Annotated in this window: 19 protein-coding genes and 1 pseudogene; 11 read left to right on the top strand and 9 right to left on the bottom strand. The window is 69.6% G+C overall.

Annotation, left to right across the window (positions count from 1 at the left end; all coding sequences use genetic code 11):
- The first annotated feature begins 122 nt into the window (after window positions 1-122).
- Window positions 123-1,067 carry a hypothetical protein gene (locus tag ACP699_RS12350; RefSeq protein ID WP_055875747.1) on the top strand — a complete coding sequence of 315 codons (945 nt, stop codon included), beginning with the start codon at window positions 123-125 and terminating at the stop codon, window positions 1,065-1,067.
- Between the two features lie 53 nt (window positions 1,068-1,120).
- On the opposite strand, the gene ACP699_RS12345 is transcribed toward ACP699_RS12350, so the two are convergent.
- The 6 genes from ACP699_RS12345 to ACP699_RS12320 all read right to left on the bottom strand — a co-directional run bounded on the left by ACP699_RS12345 (window position 1,121) and on the right by ACP699_RS12320 (window position 6,550).
- On the bottom strand, window positions 1,121-1,588 hold the full coding sequence (locus tag ACP699_RS12345) for a hypothetical protein (protein WP_017830068.1): 468 nt from the start codon (window positions 1,586-1,588) through the stop codon (window positions 1,121-1,123).
- Window positions 1,585-2,493: an LssY C-terminal domain-containing protein gene (locus tag ACP699_RS12340; RefSeq protein WP_082524325.1), complete on the bottom strand. Its 909-nt coding sequence runs from the start codon at window positions 2,491-2,493 to the stop codon at window positions 1,585-1,587. The genes ACP699_RS12345 and ACP699_RS12340 overlap by 4 nt, the downstream gene beginning before the upstream one ends.
- Before the next feature lie 67 nt (window positions 2,494-2,560).
- Entirely contained in the window at window positions 2,561-4,387 is a 1,827-nt protein-coding gene (locus ACP699_RS12335) for a glycoside hydrolase family 15 protein (RefSeq protein WP_426171388.1), read from the bottom strand.
- Between the two features lie 28 nt (window positions 4,388-4,415).
- Window positions 4,416-4,817 carry a hypothetical protein gene (locus tag ACP699_RS12330; RefSeq protein ID WP_288969908.1) on the bottom strand — a complete coding sequence of 134 codons (402 nt, stop codon included), beginning with the start codon at window positions 4,815-4,817 and terminating at the stop codon, window positions 4,416-4,418.
- Window positions 4,818-4,827: 10 nt separating this feature from the next.
- Window positions 4,828-5,379, bottom strand: coding sequence for a hypothetical protein (locus ACP699_RS12325; protein ID WP_017830064.1), 552 nt, complete (start codon window positions 5,377-5,379; stop codon window positions 4,828-4,830).
- A 37-nt stretch (window positions 5,380-5,416) separates the two neighbouring features.
- Window positions 5,417-6,550, bottom strand: coding sequence for an MFS transporter (locus ACP699_RS12320; protein WP_426171385.1), 1,134 nt, complete (start codon window positions 6,548-6,550; stop codon window positions 5,417-5,419).
- 182 nt (window positions 6,551-6,732) lie between these two features.
- Here ACP699_RS12320 and ACP699_RS12315 point away from each other — a divergent pair, with 182 nt between their 5' ends.
- The 4 genes from ACP699_RS12315 (at window position 6,733) to ACP699_RS12300 (ending at window position 12,256) form a co-directional block, all read left to right on the top strand.
- Window positions 6,733-7,470: an SGNH/GDSL hydrolase family protein gene (locus tag ACP699_RS12315; protein WP_426171383.1), complete on the top strand. Its 738-nt coding sequence runs from the start codon at window positions 6,733-6,735 to the stop codon at window positions 7,468-7,470.
- A 103-nt stretch (window positions 7,471-7,573) separates the two neighbouring features.
- Window positions 7,574-8,314: a Type 1 glutamine amidotransferase-like domain-containing protein gene (locus tag ACP699_RS12310; RefSeq protein WP_426171381.1), complete on the top strand. Its 741-nt coding sequence runs from the start codon at window positions 7,574-7,576 to the stop codon at window positions 8,312-8,314.
- The gene (locus ACP699_RS12305) at window positions 8,311-9,666 is read left to right on the top strand and encodes an anaerobic C4-dicarboxylate transporter family protein (RefSeq protein ID WP_426171379.1); all 1,356 of its coding nucleotides are present in this window, start codon (window positions 8,311-8,313) and stop codon (window positions 9,664-9,666) included. Before ACP699_RS12310 ends, ACP699_RS12305 begins: the two co-directional genes overlap by 4 nt.
- 70 nt (window positions 9,667-9,736) lie before the next feature.
- Complete coding sequence (locus tag ACP699_RS12300) at window positions 9,737-12,256, top strand: response regulator transcription factor (protein ID WP_426171377.1); 2,520 nt, start codon at window positions 9,737-9,739, stop codon at window positions 12,254-12,256.
- A gap of 84 nt (window positions 12,257-12,340) precedes the next feature.
- Here ACP699_RS12300 and ACP699_RS12295 read toward each other — a convergent pair whose 3' ends face one another.
- The 3 genes from ACP699_RS12295 to ACP699_RS12285 all read right to left on the bottom strand — a co-directional run bounded on the left by ACP699_RS12295 (window position 12,341) and on the right by ACP699_RS12285 (window position 21,066).
- Complete coding sequence (locus ACP699_RS12295; RefSeq protein ID WP_426171375.1) at window positions 12,341-17,437, bottom strand: beta strand repeat-containing protein; 5,097 nt, start codon at window positions 17,435-17,437, stop codon at window positions 12,341-12,343.
- Window positions 17,438-17,767: 330 nt separating this feature from the next.
- A complete protein-coding gene (locus ACP699_RS12290; RefSeq protein WP_426171373.1) occupies window positions 17,768-20,299 on the bottom strand; it encodes an ABC transporter permease in 2,532 nt (843 codons plus the stop codon).
- Window positions 20,299-21,066, bottom strand: coding sequence for an ABC transporter ATP-binding protein (locus ACP699_RS12285; protein ID WP_426171371.1), 768 nt, complete (start codon window positions 21,064-21,066; stop codon window positions 20,299-20,301). The genes ACP699_RS12290 and ACP699_RS12285 overlap by 1 nt, the downstream gene beginning before the upstream one ends.
- A 108-nt stretch (window positions 21,067-21,174) precedes the next feature.
- Here ACP699_RS12285 and ACP699_RS12280 point away from each other — a divergent pair, with 108 nt between their 5' ends.
- From ACP699_RS12280 to ACP699_RS12255, 6 genes and pseudogenes are all read left to right on the top strand, one after another.
- Window positions 21,175-22,407, top strand: coding sequence for a sensor histidine kinase (locus ACP699_RS12280; protein WP_426171369.1), 1,233 nt, complete (start codon window positions 21,175-21,177; stop codon window positions 22,405-22,407).
- A pseudogene (locus tag ACP699_RS12275) lies at window positions 22,395-23,032 on the top strand (response regulator). Before ACP699_RS12280 ends, ACP699_RS12275 begins: the two are co-directional and overlap by 13 nt.
- Window positions 23,033-23,256: 224 nt before the next feature.
- Window positions 23,257-23,619, top strand: a complete 363-nt coding sequence (locus ACP699_RS12270; RefSeq protein WP_055871877.1) for a PadR family transcriptional regulator — start codon at window positions 23,257-23,259, stop codon at window positions 23,617-23,619.
- Between the two features lie 2 nt (window positions 23,620-23,621).
- On the top strand, window positions 23,622-23,990 hold the full coding sequence (locus ACP699_RS12265) for a DUF1048 domain-containing protein (RefSeq protein ID WP_017830056.1): 369 nt from the start codon (window positions 23,622-23,624) through the stop codon (window positions 23,988-23,990).
- Window positions 23,987-24,760, top strand: coding sequence for an ABC transporter ATP-binding protein (locus ACP699_RS12260; protein WP_288969915.1), 774 nt, complete (start codon window positions 23,987-23,989; stop codon window positions 24,758-24,760). Before ACP699_RS12265 ends, ACP699_RS12260 begins: the two co-directional genes overlap by 4 nt.
- Window positions 24,757-25,524: an ABC transporter permease gene (locus tag ACP699_RS12255; protein ID WP_426171366.1), complete on the top strand. Its 768-nt coding sequence runs from the start codon at window positions 24,757-24,759 to the stop codon at window positions 25,522-25,524. Before ACP699_RS12260 ends, ACP699_RS12255 begins: the two co-directional genes overlap by 4 nt.
- The last annotated feature ends 104 nt before the right edge of the window (window positions 25,525-25,628 follow it).

The following is a 25,628-nucleotide window of genomic DNA, read 5'->3' as shown; positions in this document are numbered from 1 at the left end:
CAGGGCGGAGTCCGTCGTGGGGTTCGTCACCGCCGCACGGAAACGGCGGTGACGGCCTGCTGCTTCCGGCAGCAGACCTGATGGAGACTGGGTTCACGCAGAGGGATTCCGAGGGGTTGTCAGTGATCACCGCCACGTACAGGCAGCAGTACATGAAGGCCTATGCCGACGACAGCGCGAAGGGTCGAGGCCACTACCGGGATGTGACCGCGTATCTGGATGCCTGCCGCAAGATCTTCGACGACTACTGCGACGGCAAGCCGGCAGATCAACAGGTCCACACGTGGCGCGGGCTGCTGCGGGTGCCGTGGAAGCTGGCCGCGCACGACGCGCTTCTGGCTGAGGACATGCCTGCCCTGAACGATTCCCTGTTCCACTTCGCCGTCGCCGAGGGCTGCCGGAACTGGACCGGTTCCACCCCCGACTACGCCTACCCCACGGTCAAACGCGTCTTGGCGGCGGGGATGTTCGATCGCGTGCCGCTTCTGCTGCCCGAGGAGTTCCTGGACCGCGGCACGTGGGCACCCATGGCCTCCGTGGTCATGGTCCTCTGGCACGGGCGTGAAGACCTCGCACCGTCGGTGCGGGTGCGCGCTCACCGCCACCTGGAGCGAAAGCAGCCGAAGCTGTACGAGGCGGAGTTGAGGTACCTGCTCGCGCTGCTCGACGAAGACCCGGAGGAGGCTTCCACGCAGCTGAACAACTACGTCAACGCGGTCTCGCGTGTCTCCGAATCGGGCGTCGGAGCGTTGGAGAAGCTGTTCTGGCCCTTCGCCCACGGACTGTACAACCTGGCGTGGAAGGTCTGGCCGGAAGACCGGGCCCGTTCGATCCGGCTCCCCGAGCACGAGCGCTTCTGCGACGACCTGGCTCTCTGGCAGAGCGAGAACGGCTTCCCGGCCGGCACCGTGCGCATCAGCTACCCCGAGCCGCTCGGGCTCGTCAACACACTGCTGGCCATCACCCCGCCGCCGCTGCATCTGCTCCCCCACGAGGATGCGTTCGACGAGGCCCGGTATCGCGCCGAGCTGACCGCGGCGGTCCTCGCCTCGCACGGCCGGAGCTGAGCGACGCGGGCGCACCGTCGTTCCCCATCACGAAGCGGGCGCGATCGGCAGCATCACTCGAGTGGCTCGCCCGTGCTGGCGAACCGAGGATCGTTCCGTCTGGCGAAGCTCCGGGCGCTCTGCGCCGACAGGGCGAGCAGGACGAGGATGTCGAGGGCGACGCTGGCGAGCGAGGTCTGGAACGTGACGGGGATCCCGGCGTTCCACCAGTCCAAGAAGACGACGATGATGCTGAGCGAGGCGAAGCTCATCGCCACGATGCGGGCCCAGTTCGCCCCCGCGAAGACGAGGCCGGCGAGCACGCCGTAGAACACGTACCAGACGCCGAGCGCGCTCAAACCGATGACGAGGAGGAGATCGGCGACGTCTGCGGGCACCAGCAGGCCACCATCGGCGGAGGCGAAGACATCCTCCCTGATCGCGCTCCAGTTCAGCACGTAGATGAGGATCGAGATGAACCCCCAGATCACGCGGAGCGACATCAGCACGGCACCGAGCCCGGTGGCCAGCGGACGCCTCACGACAGCCCCCGCAGCTCAGTGACCGGCGCCTGGTCGTCGGGCTCCGTCATGGCGGCTGTCGGCTGCGCCTTCGTGACGTGGCGGAGATCGATGACCGGCAGGTCGCCGTCGGTGTGGATGCTGTCACCACCCCCGTTTCGGGAGTGATAGCCCGTGGAGAAGTCGCGGATGATGACGATGCGCACCCCGGCGTGGGCGTCCCGCAGCGTGCGGACGATGTGATCGCGTTCGATGTCGATGTCCGCATCGATCTTGTGCGTGACCTGCAGGGTGAACAGCGAGAACCCGACAGCGCGGTCGAAGGTGCCGGCGGCCACCCAGTCCACGCGGTGCCCGCCGGGCAGCATCCACCCCTCGGGACAGCGCCAGAACCTCACGTGGTGCCGCTTGGCCGGGTTGCCCTCGACCTCCTGCTGATACGCGAGATCCTGTCGACGACCGAACAGGAAGAGCGGGCTGACGGGCGCCTCGTCGTAGCTGCGCCGCAGCACGGTCGACTGCACGATGCGCCAGGTCGACGCGGCGGTGATCTCGTCGGCGCGCGTCCATCCGGCCTCGGCCATGCATCGGGTGAGCTGCTCCTGCGTGCCCAGGACAGCGAGGTTCACCGGATCGCCGAGCAGGCCGTCGCTGGTTCGGGCGCGCCCGATGAAGTAGCTGGGCACGTAGATGCGCGTGAGGATGGAGTGCAGTCTCGGCAGCACGAGGTAGGCGAGGAGCAGCCAGAAAGCGATCGCGAAGGCGATGGCCCACCAGCCCCACGAGAACGCCTCGGTGATGAGGAGGTAGGCGAGCCAGATCGCGGCGACACCGGCGAAGACGAAGAAGGCATCGTCGAGAGCCGCGTTGACGGAGAACCGCCGACGCTGCACCAGAGGATCCCGCCTCTTGACTGGTTCCGCCATGTCCACATCCTAGGAAGTGCCCGCACCGGTGAGAAGACGCTGATCGCGCACCGCTCGACGCCTCTGTTCAGCGCGTCCGGGATTCCGTCATGGCCAGGGCATCGGCGGCGCGCACGAGCGCGAGATGGGAGAACGCCTGCGGGGTGTTGCCGAGCTGCCGCTGCGCCACCGGGTCGTACTCCTCGGAGAGCATCCCCACGTCGTTCGCCAGCCCGCACAACCTCTCCATGAGCGCGGCCGCCTCCCCGCGCCGTCCGGTCAGGGCATACTGCTCGACGAGCCAGAACGAGCAGGCGAGGAACGCACCCTCGGTTCCGGAGAGTCCATCCACTCCCGTCGCGGTGCGATACCGACGCACCAGCCCGCCCGACATCAGCGTCTGCTCGATGCGCTCGACCGTCGCCAGCATCCGCGGGTCGTCCGGTGGGCAGTAGCCCACCTGCGGAAGGAGCAGCAGCGAGGCGTCGACCTCGGTCGTCGCGTAGTGCTGCACGAAGTGGCCGTCGACGACGCCGTCGCGATCGATCTCCTCGCGCATCCGATCGCGCAGCCCACGCCAGCGCTCCACGGGGCCTTCGAGGCCGTACTCCTCGACCGCGAGCACCGCGCGGTCGAACGCCGCCCACATCATCACCCGAGAGTGGGTGAAGAGACGGGGCTCACCACGGATCTCCCACAGCCCCTGATCGGGGCGATCGAGCTGCTCGGAGGCGAACCGCAGCAGCTCGCGCTCCAACGGCCAGGAGAAGCCCGACTCGTTGAGCCCCGCCGCCCGCGCCGCCGACAGCGTCACGAGCACCTCGCCGACGACATCCGCCTGATACTGGTCCGCCGCGCCGTTGCCGATCCGCACCGGCGTCGACCCCTCGTATCCGGGGAGATTCGGCAGAGCCCGCTCCGGAAGGTCTCGCTCGCCCGCCGGGCCGTACATGATCTGGAGATCGGCGGGGTCTCCGGCGACGGCCCGCAGCAACCATTCCCGCCACTGCCCGGCCACGCCGAGGAAGCCGTGGGCGAGCAGCGCCTCGAGCGTGAGGGCGGCATCGCGCAGCCAGACGTAGCGGTAGTCCCAGTTGCGCACACCCCCGATCTCCTCGGGCAGCGCCATCGTCGCTGCGGCGGCGATACCGCCGGTCTCGTGGTTGGTCAGCGCCCGCAGGATCAGCAGCGACCTGACCACCTCGTCGCGGTGCGGACCATCGTGCGAGATCCGATCCGCCCAGTCCTGCCACCAGGCCTTGGTGTCGCCGAGCTCCTTCTCCACCTCGAGCACCGGCGGGACCTCGAGGTGCGAGGGGAACCAGGTCAGCTGCAGGTCGCGCACCTCTCCGGCGGCCACCGTCAGCTCACCCCGGTGCTGATGGTCGATCGGCTTCAGGGGTGCACCGCGCAACGCGACGGCATCGGGTCCGCCCATCGCGACCAGACACGGCTCGCCGGGCGATCCGACCTGACGCACCCACGGCATGACCCTGGCGTAGTCGAAGCGGATGCTCAGTCGCTGCTCGAAGCGCATCGACCCCTGCACGCCGACGACCCTGCGGATCAGGTCGGTGCGCCGGATCGCGGTATCGGGGTCGAGTCCGATCGGCATGAAGTCGTGCACCTCCGCCACTGCTCCCGCGCTCTCCCAACGGGTCACGAGAACGAAGGTGTCCTCGTCGTATCGCCGGGTGCTCACGGCAGCAGGGTCGGTCGGGCGCAACAGCCATCGCCCATGGGACTCGTCTCCGAGCACGGCCGCGAACGTCGACGCCGAGTCGAGCCGCGGCAGGCACAGCCAATCGATGCTCCCCGCGCGGGAGACGAGCGCCGCCGTGCGGCAGTTGCTCAGCAGGGCATAGTCCTCGATGCGTGCGCGCACCTCGAGGTCGGGGGTGTCCGTCCTGTCCATCGCCTGCTCGTCCTCCTCCGTGTCCGACTCAGCGTTCCTGCCCGCGGATCGCCCTGACCAGTGCGGGGATCCCGACCATCGCGATCACCCAGAACACGCCACCCCAGATCAGCGCGTCACCGGCGAACGAGGTCCAGTCGTACTCCGTCGGATAGCTGATCCCGGTGCGGCCGGTCAGGCGCAGCGCCACCTCTTGCGGATACGCGACGAACGGGTTGGACGAATGATCCTGTGTGATCCAGGGAAGAGGGAAGCCGAAGCGGACGGAGGCGAGGTCGGCGTCGGCGTGCACCGGGACACGCTGGACGACACTGATCCACCACGTCACCACGACGCCGACCGCGGCGGACCCGAGCACCGACAGCACGGTGCTCGGGTTCGCCGCTCCGCGCCGCTTCGGCGGATCGGAACGAGGGCTCGCGGTCTCCACGGGAGCGGGCTTACGCCGGCGCTGCGCTCTCGTCGGGACCGCTGATGTGGTCGAGCAGGTCGTCGAGCGTATCGAACGCGATGGTCTCCGAACCGTCGAGCTCTCGCACCTCGACGCCGTCGACCTCGAGATCGTCATCCAGCTGCACGAGGATCCGCGAGTCCGGGAACTGCTTCGGTGCGAGGAAGGCGAGCAGCACGGCGTCTGCGAACACCACGACCGACGTGGCCTCGAGGTCGTCGCGCAGGTCGATCTGCTCGACCACGGGCTCGTCGTCCACCGCGTCGTCGATGTCGGCGGCCACCTCGTCGATGATCGCGCGCCAGCGCGACTCCCCCACCGAGAGGATGCGCGAGACCGCGGCGATCAACGCATCGTGATCGACGTCGTCGCCCTGTTCATCATCGTCTTCGAGCTCCGGGTCGACGTTGACGTTGACCACGGTGCCCGCCGCATCGATGCTCGCGCGCCCGTAGACCAGGCCGTTCTCCGCGAGGGGATCTTCGAGCAGTCCGCTCTCGACGATGCGGGCCAGGAGGGTGTCGAGCGCAGGCGAAGTCATGCCTCCAGTCTTTCGCATCGAGCGCGGTCGTGGGCGGTCATCGCGCACGGAGCAGCGGAGCCAGGAGCACCCCGATGGCCGCCAGGATCGCAGCCACCACCAGCACCCCGGCCGCCCCGGTCTGTGCGTAGGCGATGCCGGCGACCACAGGACCGGCGAAGGCTCCGAGATTCAGGGCCGCGGTGGCGTAGGCGCCCCCGAGCACCGGAGCACCCGACGCCTGCCCGACGATGCGAGCGATCAGCGCCGAACCGACGGCGAACGACAGCATGCCGCCGGCCGCCGCCCCGATGAAGACGCCGGGCACCGCGTCGACGCACGCAGCGAAGACGATCCACGCGGCGGTCGTCGCCACGGCACCGACCCGGATCCAGGTGCGTTCGATGCCGGCGGCCCACCGACCGGTCGCGGAGACCCCGAGGAAGGCCCCCACGCCGAAGGCGGCGAGGAGCAGAGGGATCCAGGAATCACCGACGCCGGCATCGGTGCCGATGACGGCGAGGAATGTGAAGACGCCGAAGGTCGCGGCGTTCACCACGACGGCCATCACCACGGCGACGAGCACCGGACGACGCCGAAGCTCGGCGAGCTCCCCGCGCACAGCGATCCGCGGCGAGCGCGCGACGGCGACGAGGGTGCGATCACGCAGCAGGGCCACGACGGCGGGCAGACACAGCAGCACCACGGCCCAGAACGTCGAACGCCATCCGTAGGCGTTCGCCAGCGCCGCGCCGGCAGGAACTCCGACGATCGTGGCCAGAGTCGTGCCGGCGAGCAGCACCGCGACGGCACGTGTCGTCTGCGCCGGCTCGACGATGACCCGCACGGTCGCCAACGCGATCGCGAGGAACCCGGCATAGGCCAGCGCCGCGAACACCCGGCTGACGAGCAGCACCCAGAAGGACGAGACGAGGGCGCCGACCGCATGCGCAGCGATGAAGGCGAGGAGCAGCAGCACGAGAGTACGCCGCGGTGCCCAACGGCTGGCGAACACCGCCATGGTCGGGGCGCCGATCACCATGCCGACCGCGAATGCCGACGTCAGCAGGGCCGCGGTGGACGGATCGACGTCGAGATCGGCCGAAAGGGGAAGGAGAAGGCCGGCGAGCATGAACTCGCTGGTGCCCTGGGCGAAGATCGCCAGGGCCAGGACAGGGACGAGCAAGGGCATGGAGCATCCAGACACGAAGACGCCGCTCGAATCGCTCAGGGCGAGGAACAGCGGGCGAGAAAAGGGTCGACAGGGATGCGGGGAGCGCACGACGTGCACTCGACCCGCGATCTACGGTCTGTCGGACTCAGGGCTCACCCCTCCACGGTAACCCACGCCACGCGGCCGATAGGCTCGGAGCCGTGTCGAACGCCGAATCCCCCGCCTCCGCCTCCGCCGCATCCGACCTCCGCCGCATCGCCGCGTCGCTCGCAGCACCCGCACCGCTGAACTGGGTCATCACAGGCGACTCGATCACGCACGGCCTGGTGCACACCCAGGGCGGGCGCAGCTATCCGGAGCACCTGCACGAGCTGATCCGCGGCGAGCTGGAGCGCGTGCGCGACGTCGTGCTCAACACCGCGATCAGCGGCAACCGCATCGTCGACCTCCTCGACGACTGGGACCGCCGCGTCGCGTCATGGCGGCCCGACGTCGTCACCCTCATGATCGGCACGAACGACGCCTCCGACGGCGGACCGCGCGAGGTCATCACCGCCGACGACTACGCGGCTTCACTGCGTGACTTCGTCACTCGGGTGCGCGAGCTCGGCGCCGTTCCCGTCCTGCAGACACCGCCGGCCATCGACGTCCGCAACGCCCCGGAGCGGGCCCGCATCGGAGAGTTCGCCGAGGCCGTGCGTCAGGTGGCCGCCGGCGAAGACGTCATCCTCGTCGACCAGTACGCCCGCTTCGCCGAGCTCGGCGCCGGCGGTGTGCCGTGGGGACTCATGAACGACCCGTTCCACCCGAACACCGAAGGCCACGCGGCCCTCGCGCTCGAACTCGCGCACGCCATCGGGATCCGCCCCGAAGGCCCTCGCGCACGCACTTTCGCGCTGCTCGAAGGACTCGTGGCGACCGCTCGACAGAACGCATAGGCGTCCGAGACCCCCTCACCCGTCGTGGACGAAAGACCTCTGGACGCAGCCGCAGGCCCGCAACTAGGTTGAGCGCATTCACACTCGTCGGAGAGGTGGGGGCATGTCTCACGTGGTGGCAACAGGGGCCGGCAAGGCCATGATGGAGCGGCAGAACGATCCGACGCACGACTACATCCTCGGACTCACCGGCAAGGAGCGACCCCGGGTGCTCTTCGTCGGCACCGCCACGGGTGACGACGCCGCGTACATCGTGAGCTTCTACGCCACCTACGACTCCGACAGGTGCGCGCCGCATCACCTGCCCCTCTTCCACCGAGCGGTCGACGACCTCGCCGGTTTCGTGAAGGGCTTCGACGTGATCCACGTCGGCGGGGGCAACACCGCGAACATGCTCGACGTGTGGAAGCGCCAGGGTCTCGACGAGATCATGCGCGAGATGTGGGAGGACCCCGACTCCAACGTGGTCTTCACCGGGGGCAGCGCCGGCGGTATCTGCTGGTTCGAAGGCGGGACCACCGACAGCTACGGCCCGACGCTTCAGGTGCTGCCCGAGGGACTCGGGTTCCTGCACGGCAGCTTCTGCCCGCACTACGACGCCGAGGACCAGCGCCGCCCGCTCTTCCACGCCTCCCTGTTGAGCGGTGGGCTCTCCACCGGGTACGCGGTCGGCAACCTCCAGTCGCTGCACTTCGAGAACTCCGCGTTCGTCACCGCGGTCAGCCCGGTCGAGAACCCCCTCGCCCTGCGCGTCGAGGCCGTCGACGGGAAGATCGTCGAGACCGAGCTTCCCACCACCCTGCTCACCGGGAGCGCCCCGATCGTGAAGGGGCCCTCGTCATGAACGACAACGTGTGGATCCTCATCGCCGAGCTGCTCGTCGTCATCGGCGCCATCTACATGGGCACCCGCACGAGCGGGATCGGATTGGGCGTCTGGGGACTGGTCGGCGTGGCCGTGCTCATCTTCTTCTTCGGAGAGGCCCCGGGCAACGCCCCGGTCGATGCGGTCTTCATCGTCATCACGGTGATCACCGCGGCCTCGACCATGCAGGCGGCCGGCGGCATCGACTGGATGGTGTCGGTGGCGGCGAAGGTCATCAGGCGCCGGCCGAGGTCGGTGGTCTTCCTCGCCCCGGCGATGTCGTTCCTGTTCACGGTCGGGGCCGGCACGGGCAACATCTTCTACCCGCTGCTTCCCGTCATCTACGACGTCTCGTACCAGCAGAAGATCCGCCCGGAGCGGGCACTCTCGGTCTCGGCCGTCGCCTCGCAGGTCGGCATCCTCTGCTCTCCCGTCTCAGCCGCGACCGCCTCGATGGTGGTGCTGCTGGCCCCGCAGGGCGTCGATCTCGGCGGGCTGCTGCTCATCATGTGGCCGGCGTCGATCGTCGGGCTGTTCGTCGCGGCGCTCGTCATGATGCGCCACGGCAAGGACCTGGAAGACGATCCCGAGTTCCAGCGGCGTCTCGCCGAGCACCAGATCACGCCGCCCGAGACCGACGCGCACGAGAAGAAGCTGCCCTCCACCGCCGTGCTCTCAGCCTCGCTCTTCCTCGCCGGGGTCGGCGTGATCGTGCTCTTCGGCCTGTTCGAGAACCTGCGTCCGGTCATCGGCACCGACGACGCGGGTGATCCGGTGCGCCTCAGCGTCACGGTCATCATCGAGGTCGTGATGGGCATCATCGCCGCCCTCATCTTCGTCTTCTGCAAGGTGAAGGCGGCAGATGTGCCCAAGCAGCCCACCTTCCCCGCCGGTATCGTCGGCGCCATCGCCCTCTTCGGCATCGCCTGGTTGGCCAACACCTTCGTCGCCGCGAACCAGACCCTCATCGTCGATGGGCTCGGAGCCGTGGTCTCCGGGTCGTCGGCGTTCCTGGGTGCGCTGCTGTTCGCGCTGGCCCTCTTCGCGGTCGCGATGCTCACCACCAGCCAGTCGAGCGCGACGAACGCGATCGTGCCGATCGGCATCACGATCGGCCTGCCCGCCCCGCTCCTGGTGGGCCTGTGGCCGGCCGCGATGGGCATCTACACGCTGCCGGCCAACGGCAGTCAGGTCGCCACCGTGGCCTTCGACCAGACCGGCACGACCAAGATGGGGAAGTTCGTCTTCGACCACTCGTTCCAGCTGCCGAACCTCATCTACGTGGCCGTCGCGATCATCATCGGCGTGCCTCTGTCGTTCCTGTTCGCCTGAGCCGCCCCCGAAGACGTCACCTCGACGAGCCGCCGGGCGATATCGTAGGGACGGGACCTGGGGAGGTGCAGTGTCGTCTTTTGCCGTGCAACGGGACGGGTATCTGCCGCGGGTGTCGGCGCATGCGGTCAGCCGCCCCCGCCTGACGGCCGCGCTCGAGACCGCGTCACCGCTGACGCTGATGCGCTCCGCATCCGGGTCGGGCAAGACGACCGCCCTCGTGGAATGGGCGTCCGCCACCGCGTGCCACGTCGTGTGGATCACCGTCACCCCCGCCATCGCGACCGGAGACGCCCTCGCCGGCGCCCTGCTACGGGCCCTGCCGGAGGCGGATCCCGCGCACACCGCCGCCGGAGAGGAAGGCTGGGCCGCCGTGACGGCACGGCTGCGCGCCGTCGATGCTCCTCTGGCCCTGGTGCTCGATGACGCGGCCGCGGTCGACCGCGAAGGCGTGTTCGCCCTGTGCCGCGCCGTGGCCATGGCCGCGATGACCCGGCTGATCGTCGCCACCAACCGCCCCAGTCCCTTCGACAGCGAGGGCCTCGACCTCGTGATCGACACGAAGCTCATCACCCCGGAACAGCTCATGTTCGACACCGACGAGATCCGTCGTGCTCTCGACGTCGACGAGCACACGGCCGCCGCCACGCGAGAGGCGACGGGCGGCTTCCCCGCCCTCATCCGGGCTCTCGCGCTGCGCGGCGCCGCAGTTGATGCCTCATCGCTGCGCGCCGCGACCACCGTGATCGAGGACTACCTGCAGGATCGGCTCGCCGAATGCGCCTTCGATCCTCAGGCCCTGCAGGGACTGCTGCGGATCAGCGTCACCGACTCGGTCGACCTTCCCCTCGCGGTGGCGCTCACCGGCGACTCCGAGATCGCGAAGGCCCTCGACCAGGCCGAGATGTTCGGCTTCGGCCGCTGGTCGGCCGACGGACGCAGCAGCTTCGCCCTCACCCCCCTCACCCGCGGCATGCTGCGCCGTGAACTGCGCCGGACCTTTCCGGACGAGGTCGCTCAGCTGCGACGCGTCGCGGCAGAGGGTGCGGTGCGCCGCGACATGCCGCTCGAGGGGCTGCGCCTCGCGATGGAGGATGACGACCTGCGCCTCGCCACGCATGTGACGATGTCGGGGTGGAACCGCCTGCTCCACCGCGACCGGCATGCCGTCGTCGACCTGCTCGGCGACGTGCCGGTGTCACGGCTCAAGGAGGAGCCTCTCGTGGCCATGCTGCTCGGGATGTGCCTCAAGCCCAATCGCCTCCGCCGCCAGCGCGGGCTCCAGCTCCTGCGCATCGCGGTGGCGGCGGCGGATGCCCGTCGGACCACGCTCTCGGCGACGGAGCGGATCTTCATCTGGGCCGCCGAGAGCGCATCGCTGCGGGCCATCGGCCGACCCGAGCGCGCCGCCCAGGTGGCCGCACGCGCACTGGCCCTGTTCACCGAGACACCCGAGTCGCAATGGCAGCAGTACGCCTGCGACATGCCCCTCCTGTGCACCCACCTCGGCATCTCGCTCTACGACGGCGGACGACGAGACGACGCCGTTCACATCTGGGAGCAGGCGACGGCGCTCGCCGCCGCGCACGGCAACAAGAACGCCTTCCACGGCATCTGCCTCCTGGGCGGGGTCCACGCGCTGAACGGAGACCTGCCGGAGGCCAGGCACTATGTCGCCCTCATCCGCGACGGCGACTGGGATCCGGCGCTCCTCGACAGCTATCGGAGCACGTTCTACCACGTGGCCGAGGCGATGCTCGCGGTGGAGGACGGTGATCTCCCCGCGGCCAAGCAGCACATCCGCTTCTTCGAGCCGTACCGGGCGACGAGCGAGCACTGGACGACGATGGCCGCTGTCGAAGCGTGGGTCGCTCTGCACGACGGTGAGCCCGCAGCGGGACTGGAGCGTCTGGAATCATTCGTGCGTCTCCGGGGCAAGGAGGCGGCTACAGCCCACGTGCGCCAAGCGCTGTCTCAGCCGCGCGTTCTGCTGCACCTCGCCCTCGGTGACGTGAGCTCGGCCCGGAGCATCCTGCAGCGGGACGCGGTCGCCGATCGTTTCGGCACGGTCCTCAAGCGGGCGCGCCTGGCTCTCATCGACGGCAAGGCCGCCGACGTGTCCCGGCTTCTGGGTCAGACCCGCCTGCGGCCCTCCACCGCCAGAGAACGCGCGGAAGCAGCGGCTGTGCACAGTGCCGCACTGCACCGCGTCTCCTCCGCGGCCGCGCAGCCCTCGAGCGAGGCGCTGAGCGTGCAGCTCATCGACCGGGGTCTCACCACCCCGCTCGTGCTCCTGAGCGCCGAGGACTTCGGCGCCGTGCGGGCCGACCTCGACCCGACGGGCCGTGGGACCTTCCCCCTGCGATCCGCGTTGCCGTCGTTCGCGACGCGGCCACGGCTGTCGTCTCGCGAGCAGATCGTGCTGCGGGCCCTGACATCGGGCGCGTCTCTGCCGGCGATCGCGGACGAGCTGAACGTCTCGCAGAACACCCTCAAGACCCAGCTCCGCAGCATCTACCGCAAGCTGGGCGCCCACAACCGCACCGAGGCGATGGAGCAGGCAGCGCGCCACGGTCTGCTCCCCGAGTGAGAGGGCGACCGAGCGAGACACCACCCGGGAGACACAGAAGGCCTCGTCCGTCGCACGCGACAGACGAGGCCTTTCCTGTGACCGCTAGGCCTGCGACCGGCGTCGACGCACGATCAGCAGCACGGCACCGCCGAGCAGCAGAGCGAACGCGAGCGCCAGCACCCACGGCGCCAGCAGTCCGCCGGTGAGGGCGAGCGGCGTGAGCACCGGGTTCTCGGTCGAGCTCTTCGGCGGCGTGATCGTCTCACCGCCGGGAGGTGTGGCCGAGCCCACGGCCGCGTTGCGCAGCGTCGCCCCTGCCGCGTCGGCGTGCACCGTCACGGAGTACGTGATCGTGACGCTCTCGCCCTCGGCGAGGCTGCCGGACCAGCGCAGCTGCATTCCGTCCACGACGGGTGCGGCCACCGTGCGGTCGCCGATGACGGCGGTCGCACCGGGGCGGAGGTCGGCGTGCCGCAGCACTCCGGAGAGGTCATCCGCGATGGCGACGTCGTCCAGGCCCGTCTCACCGGTGTTGGTGCCGACCAGCGTGTAGGTGACGGTGCTTCCCGTGGCGACGGCCGTGCCCGAACCGGGATCGGCGGTCTTCGCGAACGTGAAGCCCGGGGTGCCGACCGGGTTCTCGGTCGTCACGGGCGGGGGCGTGATCTCCGCGCCACCGGGCGGGGTGGCGATTCCGGCGACCGTGTTCGCGATCGTCGCACCGCCGGCATCGCCGTTCACGGTCACCGAGTAGGTGATCGTGACGCGCTGACCCACGGCGAGCGCGCCGGACCAGGTGAGCTCGTCACCCTCCACGACAGGCTCCAGAGCGGGTCCGTCGATCACGGTCGCTGCGGCATCGTCGTTGTAGGCGGCGTGGGCGAGAACACCCGACAGGTCGTCTGTGATGCGCACGGGCGACAACGCCGTCTCACCGGTGTTCACACCGGTCACCGTGTAGGTGATGACGCTGCCGGGGTCGACCCGGGTCCCCGAGGCGGGGTCTGCCGTCTTGCGCAGCTCGAAGCCGGGCTCGTTGACAGGGTTCTCGGTCGTCGCGGGAGGCGTCTCGATCGGAGGCACCCCACCCGGCGGGGTCGCCGAGCCGGAAGCCGAGTTCTCGAGGATCGTCCCGCCGGCATCCGCGTGCACGGTCACCGAGTACGTGACGGTGACGGTCTCGCCGACCTGGAGGACGCCCGTCCACGAGAGGCGATCGCCGGCCACCGCGGGAGCGGTCGTCGCGGCGGCACCGATCGTGGCGGTCGCGTCGCCGTTGTAGTCGGCGTGAGCGAGGACGCCGGAGAGGTCGTCCGTGATCGCGACAGGATCGAGGACCGTCTCGCCGGTGTTCACACCGGTCACCGTGTAGGTGATGACGCTGCCGGGGTCGACTGCCGTACCCGCTGCCGGGTCGGCGCTCTTCGACACCGAGAATCCGGGCACGTTGACGGCGTTCGTCGTGGTGCCGGGCGGCGGCGTGATGACCGAGCCTCCGGGCGGGGTCGCGGTCGCACTCGCACTGTTCTCGATCACGGAGCCCACGCCGTCGGCGCCGACCGTCACGGAGTACGTGACGATGACGGTCTGACCGACCGCGAGTGCGCCGGACCAGCCGAGCTTCGCACCGTCGACAGTCACCGCACCGGCGGGCTGCCCGCCGATCACGGCCGCGGCATCGCCGTTGTACGACGCGTACGGCAGCACCTTCGAGAAGTCGTCCGTGATCTCGACCGGGTCGAGAACGGTCTGGCCGGTGTTGACGGCGGTCAGCGTGTAGGTGAGCACGTCACCGGGGTCCACGGCCGTGCCCGCTTCCGGGTCGACCGTCTTCGCGAACGTGAAGCCGGGCTCGTTGACCGGGTGCTCCGTGGTCGACGGCGGCGGCGTGATCGGCGTGCCCGGCGTGGTGGGGCTGTCGGGGTCGCTCGGGTCGGTCGGGATCAGCGGAGTCGCCGAACCGGTCGCGGTGTTGGCGATCATCTCACCGCCGGCGGTCGGGTCGACCTTCACCGAGTAGGTGATGACGACGTCCTGGCCGGGAAGCAGCACGCCGCTCCACGCGAGGGCACCGTCTGCCACGCTGACGTCGCCGCGAGTGGCCGTCACGTCGTCGTTGTACGACGCGTGCGCCAGCGCACCGCGCAGGTCATCGGCGATCGAGGCCGGGTCGAGCACGGTGTCACCCGTGTTGCGACCGGTGACGGTGTAGGTGATCACGCTGCCGGGGTCGACGCGCGTGCCCGTCTCGGGGTCGGCCGACTTCGTGACCGTGAAGCCGGGGGTGGCCACCGGGTGCTCCGTGGTCGAAGGCGGCGTCGTCACCGGGGTGCCGGGCGTGGTGGGGCTGTCCGGGTCCGTCGGGTCGGTCGGGATGAGGGGCGTTCCCTCGCCCGTGACGGTGTTGCGCAGCAGCACGCCGGTCGCGTCCTCGTCGACCGTCACCGTGTAGGTGATGTCGACGCGGGCGCCGGGCGCGAGCGCTCCTGTCCAGGTGAGCGTGGTGCCGGCGAGGTCGACCGCACCGGTCGAGGCCGACACATCGCCGCCGTACTGGGCGTGTGCGAGCACCGCCGACAGGTCGTCGACGATCGTCGCCGGGTCGAGTGTCGTGTTGCCGGTGTTGACGCCCGAGATCGTGTAGGTGATCGTGTCACCCGCGCGCACGGCGGTGCCGGAGGCGGGGTCGGCGGACTTCGTCACCTCGAAGCCGTTGTCGACGACCGGGTGGTTCGTCTCCACGGCCGGCGGGACGATCGGCGTTCCGGGGGTCGTGGGGCTGTCGGGGTCGCTCGGGTCGACCGGGATCCGAGGAGTGGCCGTACCGGTGGCGACGTTGTTCAGCAGCGCCTGCTTCACGCCCGCGTCGACGGTCACCGTGTAGCGGATGGTGACCGACTCGCCCCGGGGCACATCGCCGGTCCAGGTCAGCGTGTTGGCGGTGACGGCGACCGAGCCGCGGTCGGCGGTGGCGTCGTCGTTGTAGGCGGCGCTGTCGAGCACGCCGGAGAGGTCGTCCACAATCCGGGCCGGGTCGAGGTCGGTGTCGCCGGTGTTGGTGCCGGTGATCGTGTACGTGACGGTGTCTCCAGCGGAGACGGCCGTGCCCGAGGCGGGATCGGCGGACTTGCTGATCGTGAAGCCCGACCCGATGACCGGGTGCTCGGTGGTCGCGGTCGGCGGGACGATCGGCTCGCCCGGCACCTGCGGCCCGGTGGGGTCGCCCGGGTTCGGTGTCGTCGGAGTGGCCGTGCCGCTGACGGTGTTCTGCAGGACCTCACCCGAAGACGCCGCATCCACGGTCACGGAGTAGGTGATGGTCACGGTCTGCCCGGGCTGGAGCGCGCCGGTCCAGGCGAGGTCGTCACCGGTGATGGTGGCCGCCCCCGTGGCGACGGGCGTGCCGTCGATCGACGTGGTGACGTCGGAGTTGTACGCGGCGTGCGCGAGCACACCCGACAGGTCGTCGGCGATCGAGGCCGGGTTCAGCACGGTGGCGCCGGTGTTGGTCCCGGTCACCGTGTACTCGATGGTCTGTCCCGGCTCCACGACGGTGCCGGCGGCGGGGCTTGAGCTCTTGGCGACGGTGTAGCCCGCGACGGGGTGCTCGGTCGTGACGGCGGGGGGATCGATCGGGGGGAGACCGCCCGGAGGGGTTCCCGAGGCGGTGACGCTGTTGGCGATCCGCTCTCCTTCGACACCGGCGTCGACGATCACCGAGTAGGTGACGGTGAGCACCTGACCGGGCTCGAGTGCGCCGGTCCAGGCGAGGTCGTCGCCCGTGACGGTCGCAGCGCCCGAGGCGACGGGCTTTCCATCGATCTTCGTGGCGACATCACCCTGGTACTCGGCGAACGCGAGCACGCCGGACAGGTCGTCGGTCACGCTGACGGGGTCGAGGCGCGTGTTGCCCGTGTTCTCCGCCTCGACGGTGTAGGTGAGGCGCTGACCGGCGTGCACGGCGACGCCGGCTGCGGGGTCGGACGTCTTGCGCAGCGCCAGGTCGGGCGCGAGGCGCACGTTCGTGAACGTGCAGGTGACATCCGTGCCGAGCGAACCGGCAGGCTGCTTCACCTCACCCGATGCCGTCACGGCCACCGGGATCGTGGAGCCGTCGGAATTGACCTGCACGCAATCCAGGGACTCGGCGTAGCGGGTGCGGTCCGTGGTTCCGGATGCGGCCTCGGAGAGGCGGAAGGTGTCGCCCTGGTTGGTGAACACCGGTCCCGCGTAGTCGGGCTGCAGCCCCGTGCGCTCACCGCGCGTGGTGGCGTCGGTCTGCGCGACCTGGTATCCGGCCGGCGACTGCACGCGCAGCGCGAACTGGTCGGTGGCGGCGTGACGCCCCTCGGGAAGGTCCTTCTTCAGGGTGAGGGTGTTCGGGAAGGTGCAGCTCGCCATGTCGGTGGGCGAGAAGCCGGGGGTCGACGTCGAGTTGACGGTCAGCCCGCGCGGAAGATCGACCTCGATGATCCTCGGATCGCTACCGGCGACCGACACGAAGATGTGCCCGAGGTTACCGAAGGCGATGCCGTTGCCCTGCACACCGGCACCCATGTTGTGGACCTGCTTGGCCTCGATGGTCGCGTTGCTCGGCACGAGCGAGGTGGGAAGGTCGGACGAGTAGATGACGTTGTCCGCCACGAGCACGAGCTGACCCGAAGCGCTGAAGGCCATGTCGCCGTTGGCGCCGAACGCGGTGCTGTCAGCGGTCGGGCGGAGCGTGCCGACCTGCACGTAGGCCTGCGGCGTGACGCTCTCGTTCCAGGCGTACAGGTTGATGGCCCCGTCGACGGAAGTACCGCTGGCGAAGTAGTAGACGCCGGTCACCGGGTGCACAGCACCACGGAGCACAGAAGAGTTGAGCGTGAACGTCGTGCGGCTCGTGGAGTCGGTCACGCGATCGTGCTTGGCGAGCACCTTCGAGCCGGCGGCGTTGGTGACCGTGTACGCGTACTGACCGGTGGACGAGATGCCGAGGGCGTTGTTGGAGTAGTCGAGGCCGATCGTGGAGGAGCCCAGCGTGCCGCCGTCGCCCGGTGCACCCTGCTCCTTCACCGTGAACTCGCGCACCTCGGTGGCGTTCTGCACGTACACCGCGCCCGGTGTGCACAGGAACGGACTAGCCGCGGCCGCAGGCGCGGCCGTCAGCGTCCCGCCGACGAACACCATCGACGACGCGACGAGCGCCGTACTCACGGCGCCGCCGATCAGTTTCCTTGCACGGCCCCGCCAGCGGCTCTGCCGCTCGGACGGAAGGCCATCGGCTGTGTGGTCCTTGCGGGCAACACGAAACCCCATGACTGTCTCCCCATTCATCGCTTCACCGCTGCGCGTTCGCACGCGGAAGCCCCCGCCCCCTCAGGCGACCGCCGAGCGTCATTCGGGCATGACGAACTCGATCCGGGACAAGTCCAGCCTGCCCGGCCCCCGACACGCGGCCCCGCCGATCCCGGAGAATTCACCCCGCCTTTTCACCCCACGCAGAAGGGCGCACCGATGACTCGGTGCGCCCCGGCCCCGCGGGGCCTACTGGCGGGAGCCGATCTCGTCTATCGGACGCGTGCGCATGGTCGCCGTGGTCCCGATCCACATCGCCACGAGGGCCAGCGCGCCCATCCCTGCGATGATCGCCAGCGATCCGAGCACGGGCAGCACAGGCAGCGGCTGCCCCGAGATGCCCATGCTCATGCCGATCAGCGGAGGCAGGGCGACGACCACCCCGAACACCATGGCGATAACCGCGACGAGCAGGGCTTCGATCCGCATCATCGAGCGCACCTGCCCTCGCGACGACCCGATCAGCTGCAGCAGTGCCAGTTCGCGCGAGCGCTCGCCCGTCGCCATCACGAGGGTGTTCACCACGGCGATCGCGATGTACCCGAGGATCACCAGCAGCGCGATGAGACCCGTCCACCCGTTCTGGGACTGCGTGGCCGCGCCGGCGGCCTCCTGCCCCGACCGGTCGCTCACCAGCAGACCGCGAGCGCCCAGCGCGGCACGCACCTCGTCCGATGCGCCCTCTTCGACCGTGACGAGTGCGAAGGAGTCGAGACCGATGGTGGTGTGCGCCCTGACCGCGTCGGCGGCCATGGCGAGGTCGCCGAATCCGAGACCCCGCTCGTACACCGCGACGACCGTCGCCGCGAAGGGCGAGCCGTCGCCGAGATGTCCGACGACCGCGCCGCCGATGCCGACCCCGAGCACCTGCGCGGCATCCGTGCTCACCGCGACCGTGGTGGTGCCGTCGAGTTCCGCCAGCGACCCCTCCCGCACGCGCAGATCCAGGGCGTGCGCGACGTTTCGGGGATCCAGGCCCTGCAGCACGTGCTCCGAGCGCTCGAGCTTGCCCTCCAGATCGTGGGAGTCGAGCACCGCCGTGCTCAGCGCGACCCCTGATGCCTCGCCCACCCCCGGGGTCTCGCGGATCGCGTCGACGGCCTCAGGCGAGAGACCCGTGGGTGCCGTCACGCGCAGGTCGGCGATGACACCGGCACTGGCCTGCGTCGCCGCCTCCGCCGCGATGATCGACGGCGCACCGATCTGCACGAGCCCCAGCCCGATGCCGAGGGCGATCGGCAGGATAGCGGAGGCGAGGCGCCTGCTGTTCGCCGCAGCGTTCGCGGAGGCGAGGAATCCCGCGGATGACATCCGGCGCAGCACGGTTCCGATCAGTCGGACGCTCAGCGACACCAGCCACGGTCCGAGCACCGCGAGCGCGATGATCAGCAGCATGACAGCGCCACCGGCAGCACCGGCGGCGATCTGCCCGCGCACCACGAGCGGCACGGTCGACACCGAGATCCCGGCGGCGGCCAGCACGATTCCGATGATGATGCGCGGCAGGCCGATGGCCGGAGCACCCGTCGTCGACTCCCGCAGAGCCTCGACGGGATCGAGCTTCGCCACCCGAGACGCCGCGATGCGCGCGGCGCCCCAGGCGGAGGCGAGCACGAGCAGCACGGCTCCGACCGCGGGGAGCGGGCCGACGGCCAGCGCGAAATCGCCGGGGATCACGCCGGCTGCCACGAAGGCCGACTGCAGCACGCTCGAGAGCAGGTATCCCGGCGCGAGTCCCAGCAGCACGGCGACCACCGAGACCCACAGCACCTCACGGGCGACGAGCGCATGCACCTGGGACGGACTCGCCCCGACCGCCCGCAGCAGCGCGTAGTCACGACGTCGCGACTGTACCGACAGCGACAGGGTGCCCGCCACGATGAACATCGCCACGAGGATGCACGTGCCGACGAATGCGCTGCCGATGGACACGAGCGTCGACCGAGCGGCACCGGAGTCGAGGAACTCGACGTCTCCTCGACTGTCGCCGGTGCGGGCGCTCAGGCCGGGGAACGCCTCGCGGATCGCGGTCGCCGTCTGCTCGGGATCTGCCCCGGAGACGAAGACGCCGAGCGCCTGTGCAGCGCCCTCGTGCGGGTCGAGCTCGTCGATGCGATTCTCGCTGAGGAACACGTGCGAGGCCCGCTCCGGCGCCTGGGAAGCGACGACCTCGCCGACGACGCGATACTCCGACGGCACGCCACCGTGAGCCAGGACGACCGTGTCGCCCACGGCATGCCCGCTTCCGGCGGTGACGACGACCTCGTCCGCTGCGGCGGGCTCCTGCCCTTCTCGCAGCTCGAAGCCCGTGAGTGCAGTGGCCGGCCAGGGGTGCGCCTCGATCACGGCGGATCCGGCATCCGCGGCCTCCGCTCCCGCATCCTGCCGCACGAGCGGGATGGTGACATCGACAACGACGCGGTCGACTCCGGGGAGGGCGGCGATGTCGCGCACCGCGTCAGCGGGCAGCGGCACGCGCTCCCGCAGCGGAACCGGCAGATCCTGCGGCACATCCACCTGCTGCGGTGCACCGACCACCACGTCGACCGCGGCGTAGCGCTCGGGTGCCAGCCCTCCACGCATGCCGGACTCGACGAGCACCCCGAGCCCCGTCACGAGCGCGCTCGCGACGAACACGGCCACCGCCACCCCGACGAAGCTGCCACGGTGGTGACGAAGGTCAGCACCGACGAGTCGACCCAAGCCCAGAGACGCCGACATCACCATTCCCCCAATGCGCTCATGCGGTCGTTGATCTGGGCCGGGTCGGCGCCGTCGAGGTATCCGGCGAAGGCTCCGTCGGCGAGGAAGATCACCCGATCGGCGTGCGAGGCGACCACCGGGTCGTGCGTCACGACCACGACCGTCTGGTCCAGCTCCCTCGCGGTGTGGGCGAGCAGGTCGAGAACCTGCTTGCCGGAGCGCGAGTCGAGCGCGCCGGTCGGCTCGTCGCCGAACACCACGTGGGGCCGGGTGATGAGCGCGCGTGCGATCGCCACCCGCTGCTGCTGACCGCCGGAGAGCTCGGAAGGACGGCGACGACGGTACTCGGTGAGACCCACGGCGTCGAGGAGGAAGTCGAGCCACCGGGCTTCGAGCCGGCGACCGCCGAGCCGCAGCGGCAGGGTGATGTTGTCCTCGACGTCGAGGGCCGGCAGCAGGTTGTACGCCTGGAACACGAAGCCCACGTGATCGCGCCGGAAGGCCGTGAGCTGTCGCGCCTTCAGCCCCGAGATCTCGGTCCCGCCGAGGTGCACGGTGCCGCTGCTCGGTCGGTCGAGTCCGGCGGCACTGTGCAGCAGCGTGCTCTTGCCCGACCCCGAGGGGCCCATGATCGCCGTGAACGTGCCCTTCGCGATGGCGAGGTCGACGCCCCGCAGAGCCGTGACGCAGCTGGCGCCTGAGCCGTAGGTCTTGACGACGGACTGCAGCCGCAGCGCTTCGGAGGGCCGCGCGTCGACGGCGGGGGCGAGTGGTGTGAAGGTCATGATTCGACGCTAGGGACGGCCGATGCGGCACCCCATCCCGCCCGCTGCCGCATCGATGGTGGTGCTGGCTATACCGTGCCGCCACGAGCCCTCGGGCAGACTGTGAGAGTGAAGGACGGATGGATGCGCCGCTGGCTGCGTGCGTGGGGGTATCTGGCCGTCGAGGCCGGAGTCTCGATCGCCTCGGTGGTGTTCCTCTGCCTGGCGATCGTCCTGCTTCCCTTCATGGCCCTCACCGGCGGCGTGCTGGTGATGCCCGAGGCCGTGCAGGGCCTGCACCGATGGACGGATCTGAACCGTCGCCGCGTCGGCGCCTACCGGGGCGTGGAGCTGGCACCGATCGGCCATGTGCTTCCGCCGGGGTCGACCATCGACGATCGTCTGCGCTTCGCGTTCTCGCGCGCCACCGGCCGCGACGTGCTGTGGCTCGCGGTGCAGGGGCTGCCCGTGCTGTTCGTGTCACTGCTGACGATCTCGCTCCCCATCGCCGCGGTCAACACCCTCGCCATCACCTACTACTGGCAGTTCGCACCCGCCGATGATCCGGTCGGTTCTGTCTATCCGGTCACATCGTGGGAACTCGCGGCGACGCAGCCTCTGCTCGCGCTCGGGTATGCGATCGTCGCGGCGTTCCTGATCCCCGCGGTCGCACGGCTGGTGTCGTTCGTGTCGGCGAAGCTCCTCGCGACCCCCGAGAAGTCGCGCCTCGCCGCCCGTGTCGATGCCCTGACCCTCAGCCGTGCCGCGGCGCTCGATGCCCACGCGGCCGAGCTGCGCCGCATCGAGCGCGACCTGCACGACGGCGCGCAGAACCGCCTGGTGAACGTGGTGATGATGCTCGGGATCGCCGAGCGCGCCCAGGAGACCGGGGGCGACGTGCTCGAACCGCTGCGGCGAGCGCAGGATGCGGCGACCGATGCGCTCGCCGGGCTCCGCCGCACGGTGCATGACATCTACCCGCCGATCCTCGACGAGCTGGGTCTGGAAGGGGCGCTGACCTCGCTCGCCGGGCGCAGCGTCGTGCCGTGCACGATCGAGGCGGACGAGGTCGGACGCGTGCCCGCGGCCGTCGAATCGGCCAGCTACTTCGTGGTGGCCGAGGCCCTCACGAACGTCAGCAAGTACAGCGAGGCGACGCGCGCCGCGGTGCGGGTCGTGCGCGAGGGCGAGATCCTGCGCATCACGGTCGAGGACGACGGCGTGGGCGGAGCCGTCGAGCGTCCCGGTGGCGGGGTGGCCGGCATCCGTCGCCGCATCGAGGCCTTCGAGGGTGCGCTGGAGCTGACGAGCCCGGTCGGCGGACCCACCATCCTGAGAGCGGAGCTTCCATGCGGATCGTGATCGCCGAAGACGACACCCTGCTGCGCGAAGGGCTGGCCCTGCTGCTGCGCAGCGAGGGGTTCGAGGTGGTGGCGGCCGTCGACAACGCCGAGGCGTTCCTCGCACGGCTCGACGAGGCGGATGCCGCGGTGGTCGATGTGCGCATGCCGCCCACCTTCACGAGCGAAGGGCTCAAGGCCGCCGCCGAAGCCCGTGCCCGCCGCCCCGGCTTCCCCGTGCTGGTGCTGTCGGCGTATGTCGAGGACCGCTACGCCGGTGAGCTGCTGGCGGCCGGAGCCGACGGACTCGGCTACCTGCTCAAGGAGCGCGTGGGCAAGGTCGCCTCCTTCGTCGACGCCCTGCATCGCGTGGCAGCCGGCGGCACGGTGATGGATCCCGAGGTCATCTCGCAGCTGATGAGCAGGCGTCGCGCCGACGACCCGGTGCAGACGCTCACCCCCGCGAGCGCGAGGTGCTCGGGCTCATGGCCGAAGGCCTCGACAACGGCACCATCGCCGGGCGACTCTTCGTGACCGAGACCGCGGTGAGCAAGCACATCGGCAACATCTTCGCCAAGCTCGGCCTCGCCTCCAGCGACAGCGGCCACCGGCGCGTGCTCGCCGTGCTCGCCTACCTGCGCAGCTGACCGCGTCCCGCGCCCAGCCCCCCAGCGTCGAGACCCACGCCCATCGCCGATACCCACCGGCGCGGACGCACGCGGGCGTGGGTCTCGACGCGCGCGATGGGTCTCGATGCTTGCTCTCGGAAAAACAAGCCCAGTAATCGGTGTTGCTAAGTACCGGTACTCAGTGTTACTTTGTACCAGTACTCGGCAACACTGAGTACCAACCGACACGAAAGGGGAACCCGATGGGCAAGCAGATGACCGAGATGCTCAAGGGCACTCTGGAGGGCATCGTCCTGGCCCTCCTCGCCGAGCAGCCCGCGTACGGGTACGAGATCACCACACGGCTGCGCGCGCACGGGTTCACCGACACCGCCGAGGGCACCATCTACGCGCTCCTCGTGCGCATCGAGCAGAAGAACCTCGTCGACGTCGAGAAGGTCCCGAGCGAGAAGGGGCCGCCCCGCAAGGTGTACACCCTGAACGCGCAGGGCCGGCAGGAGCTCGAGGAGTTCTGGAAGACCTGGGACTTCCTCGCGCAGCGCATCGCGCAGCTGAAGCAGACCCACACCGACAACAAGAGCAACACCCAGAGCAAGGAGAACTGATCATGGCCGCGAAGTGGATCGAAGCGCTCACCGGATCGCTCGAGGAGAAGAAGCAGTACAAGCAGGCCCAGGCCCGCATCAACGCCCTGCCCGAGCCCTATCGCGAGGTCGCGAAGGCCCAGCAGCGCTACAACATGTACTACGGCGGCGTCACCGACGGCGACATCATCGTGCAGATGTTCCTCGACATCGCCGACCTGTGGGAGCGGGCCGCGATCGACGGCACCCCCGTCAGCGCGATCGTCGGCGACGACCCGGTCGAGTTCGCCGAGAACTACGCGGCGGCCTACGGCGGGCGGCAGTGGATCGACAAGGAGCGCACGCGTCTCATCAAGGCGTTCGACGACGCGAAGAAGAAGGAGCAATCATGACGGATGCAGCCATCTCGGTGCGCGGCATCGAGAAGTCGTACAGAGATCTGCACGTGCTGCGCGGCGTCGACTTCGAGGTGGAGAAGGGCAGCATCTTCGCCCTCCTCGGCTCGAACGGCGCCGGCAAGACCACCGTGGTGCGCATCCTCTCCACCCTGCTGAAGTCGGATGCCGGAACCGCGACCGTGCAGGGCATCGATGTCGCCGCGAACCCGGTGGGCGTGCGTGAGCGCATCAGCCTCACCGGACAGTTCGCCGCGGTCGACGAGATCCTCACCGGACGCGAGAACCTCGTGCTGGTCGCGAAGCTGCGGCACCTGCCGGACGCCGGGAAGGTCGCCGACGACCTGCTGGCGACCTTCCGCCTGACAGATGCCGGCGCCCGCAAGGTCGGCACCTACTCCGGCGGCATGCGTCGCCGGCTCGACATCGCGATGAGCCTGGTCGGACACCCCGAGGTCATCTACCTCGACGAGCCGACCACGGGCCTCGACCCCGAAGCCCGCATCGAAGTGTGGGGCGTGGTCAAGGAACTCGCGAACACGGGCACGACCGTGCTGCTGACCACGCAGTATCTCGACGAGGCCGAACATCTGGCCGACCGCATCGCGATCCTGCACGAGGGCCGCATCATCGCCGGCGGCACACTCGCCGAGCTGAAGAAGCTGCTCCCGGCCGCGAAGGTCGAGTACGTCGAGAAGCAGCCCACTCTGGAGGAGATCTTCCTCACCCTCGTCGGCACCACTTCCAAGAAGGAGGATGCGGCATGACCACGCACTTCGCCGCCGACACGGCGACACTCACCGGCCGCTCCATGCGGCACATCTTCCGCAGCCCCGACACGATCATCACCACGGCGGTCACCCCGATCGCGCTGATGCTCCTCTTCGTCTACGTCTTCGGCGGTGCGCTCCAGCAGAGCACCGGCACCGACAACTACGTGAACTACCTGCTCCCCGGCATCCTGCTCATCGCGATCGCCTCGGGCATCGCGTACACGGCGTTCCGGCTGTTCACCGACATGCAGAGCGGCATCTTCGAGCGGTTCCACTCCATGCCGATCGCCCGATCGAGCGTGCTGTGGGCACACGTGCTCACGTCGCTGACGGCGAACGCCATCACCCTGGCGATCATCTTCGGCGTCGGATTCCTGATGGGTTTCCGCACCGGGGCGAGCTTGTGGGCCTGGCTCGGAGTGATCGGCATCCTGATGCTGTTCACCCTGGCACTCACCTGGCTGGCGATCATCGCGTGTCTGAACGCCAAGACGGTCGACGGCGCGAGTGCGTTCTCCTACCCGCTGATCTTCCTGCCGTTCATCAGCTCGGCGTTCGTGCCGACCGACACCATGCCGGCTCCGGTGCAGTGGTTCGCCGACAACCAGCCCGTCACCTCGATCGTCAACACCGTCCAGGCGTTGTTCGCCGAGAAGCCCGTCGGCTCCGACATCTGGGTGGCCCTCGCCTGGTGCGTCGGCATTCTCGTGGTCGCCTACGTGTTCGCGATCATCTCCTACCGGAAGAAGGTCAGCTGATCTTCACCCAGCGAGACGGGACGCTCCGACCGGGTCACTCGACCCGGCCGGGGCGTTTCGCCGCGCTCGGATGCTCCTCCCGACGCCGAGAGCTCCGCTCCGGA

Origin of the sequence: Microbacterium sp. DWRC1-3 (genome assembly GCF_049896645.1) — a bacterium.
In the GTDB taxonomy this organism is placed as follows: domain Bacteria; phylum Actinomycetota; class Actinomycetes; order Actinomycetales; family Microbacteriaceae; genus Microbacterium; species Microbacterium maritypicum.
The sequence above is the reverse complement of the archived record's forward strand: the minus strand, read 5'-3'. Positions and strand labels throughout refer to the sequence as shown.

Coding starts and splice junctions, on each gene's coding strand:
- ACP699_RS12265 (WP_017830056.1), top strand. CDS start 23,622: ATGGCCGCGAAGTGGATCGAAGCGCTCACCGGATCGCTCGAGGAGAAG.
- ACP699_RS12305 (WP_426171379.1), top strand. CDS start 8,311: ATGAACGACAACGTGTGGATCCTCATCGCCGAGCTGCTCGTCGTCATC.
- ACP699_RS12255 (WP_426171366.1), top strand. CDS start 24,757: ATGACCACGCACTTCGCCGCCGACACGGCGACACTCACCGGCCGCTCC.
- ACP699_RS12290 (WP_426171373.1), bottom strand. CDS start 20,299: ATGTCGGCGTCTCTGGGCTTGGGTCGACTCGTCGGTGCTGACCTTCGT.
- ACP699_RS12310 (WP_426171381.1), top strand. CDS start 7,574: ATGTCTCACGTGGTGGCAACAGGGGCCGGCAAGGCCATGATGGAGCGG.
- ACP699_RS12285 (WP_426171371.1), bottom strand. CDS start 21,066: ATGACCTTCACACCACTCGCCCCCGCCGTCGACGCGCGGCCCTCCGAA.
- ACP699_RS12335 (WP_426171388.1), bottom strand. CDS start 4,387: ATGGACAGGACGGACACCCCCGACCTCGAGGTGCGCGCACGCATCGAG.
- ACP699_RS12325 (WP_017830064.1), bottom strand. CDS start 5,379: ATGACTTCGCCTGCGCTCGACACCCTCCTGGCCCGCATCGTCGAGAGC.
- ACP699_RS12260 (WP_288969915.1), top strand. CDS start 23,987: ATGACGGATGCAGCCATCTCGGTGCGCGGCATCGAGAAGTCGTACAGA.
- ACP699_RS12270 (WP_055871877.1), top strand. CDS start 23,257: ATGGGCAAGCAGATGACCGAGATGCTCAAGGGCACTCTGGAGGGCATC.
- ACP699_RS12320 (WP_426171385.1), bottom strand. CDS start 6,550: ATGCCCTTGCTCGTCCCTGTCCTGGCCCTGGCGATCTTCGCCCAGGGC.
- ACP699_RS12340 (WP_082524325.1), bottom strand. CDS start 2,493: ATGGCGGAACCAGTCAAGAGGCGGGATCCTCTGGTGCAGCGTCGGCGG.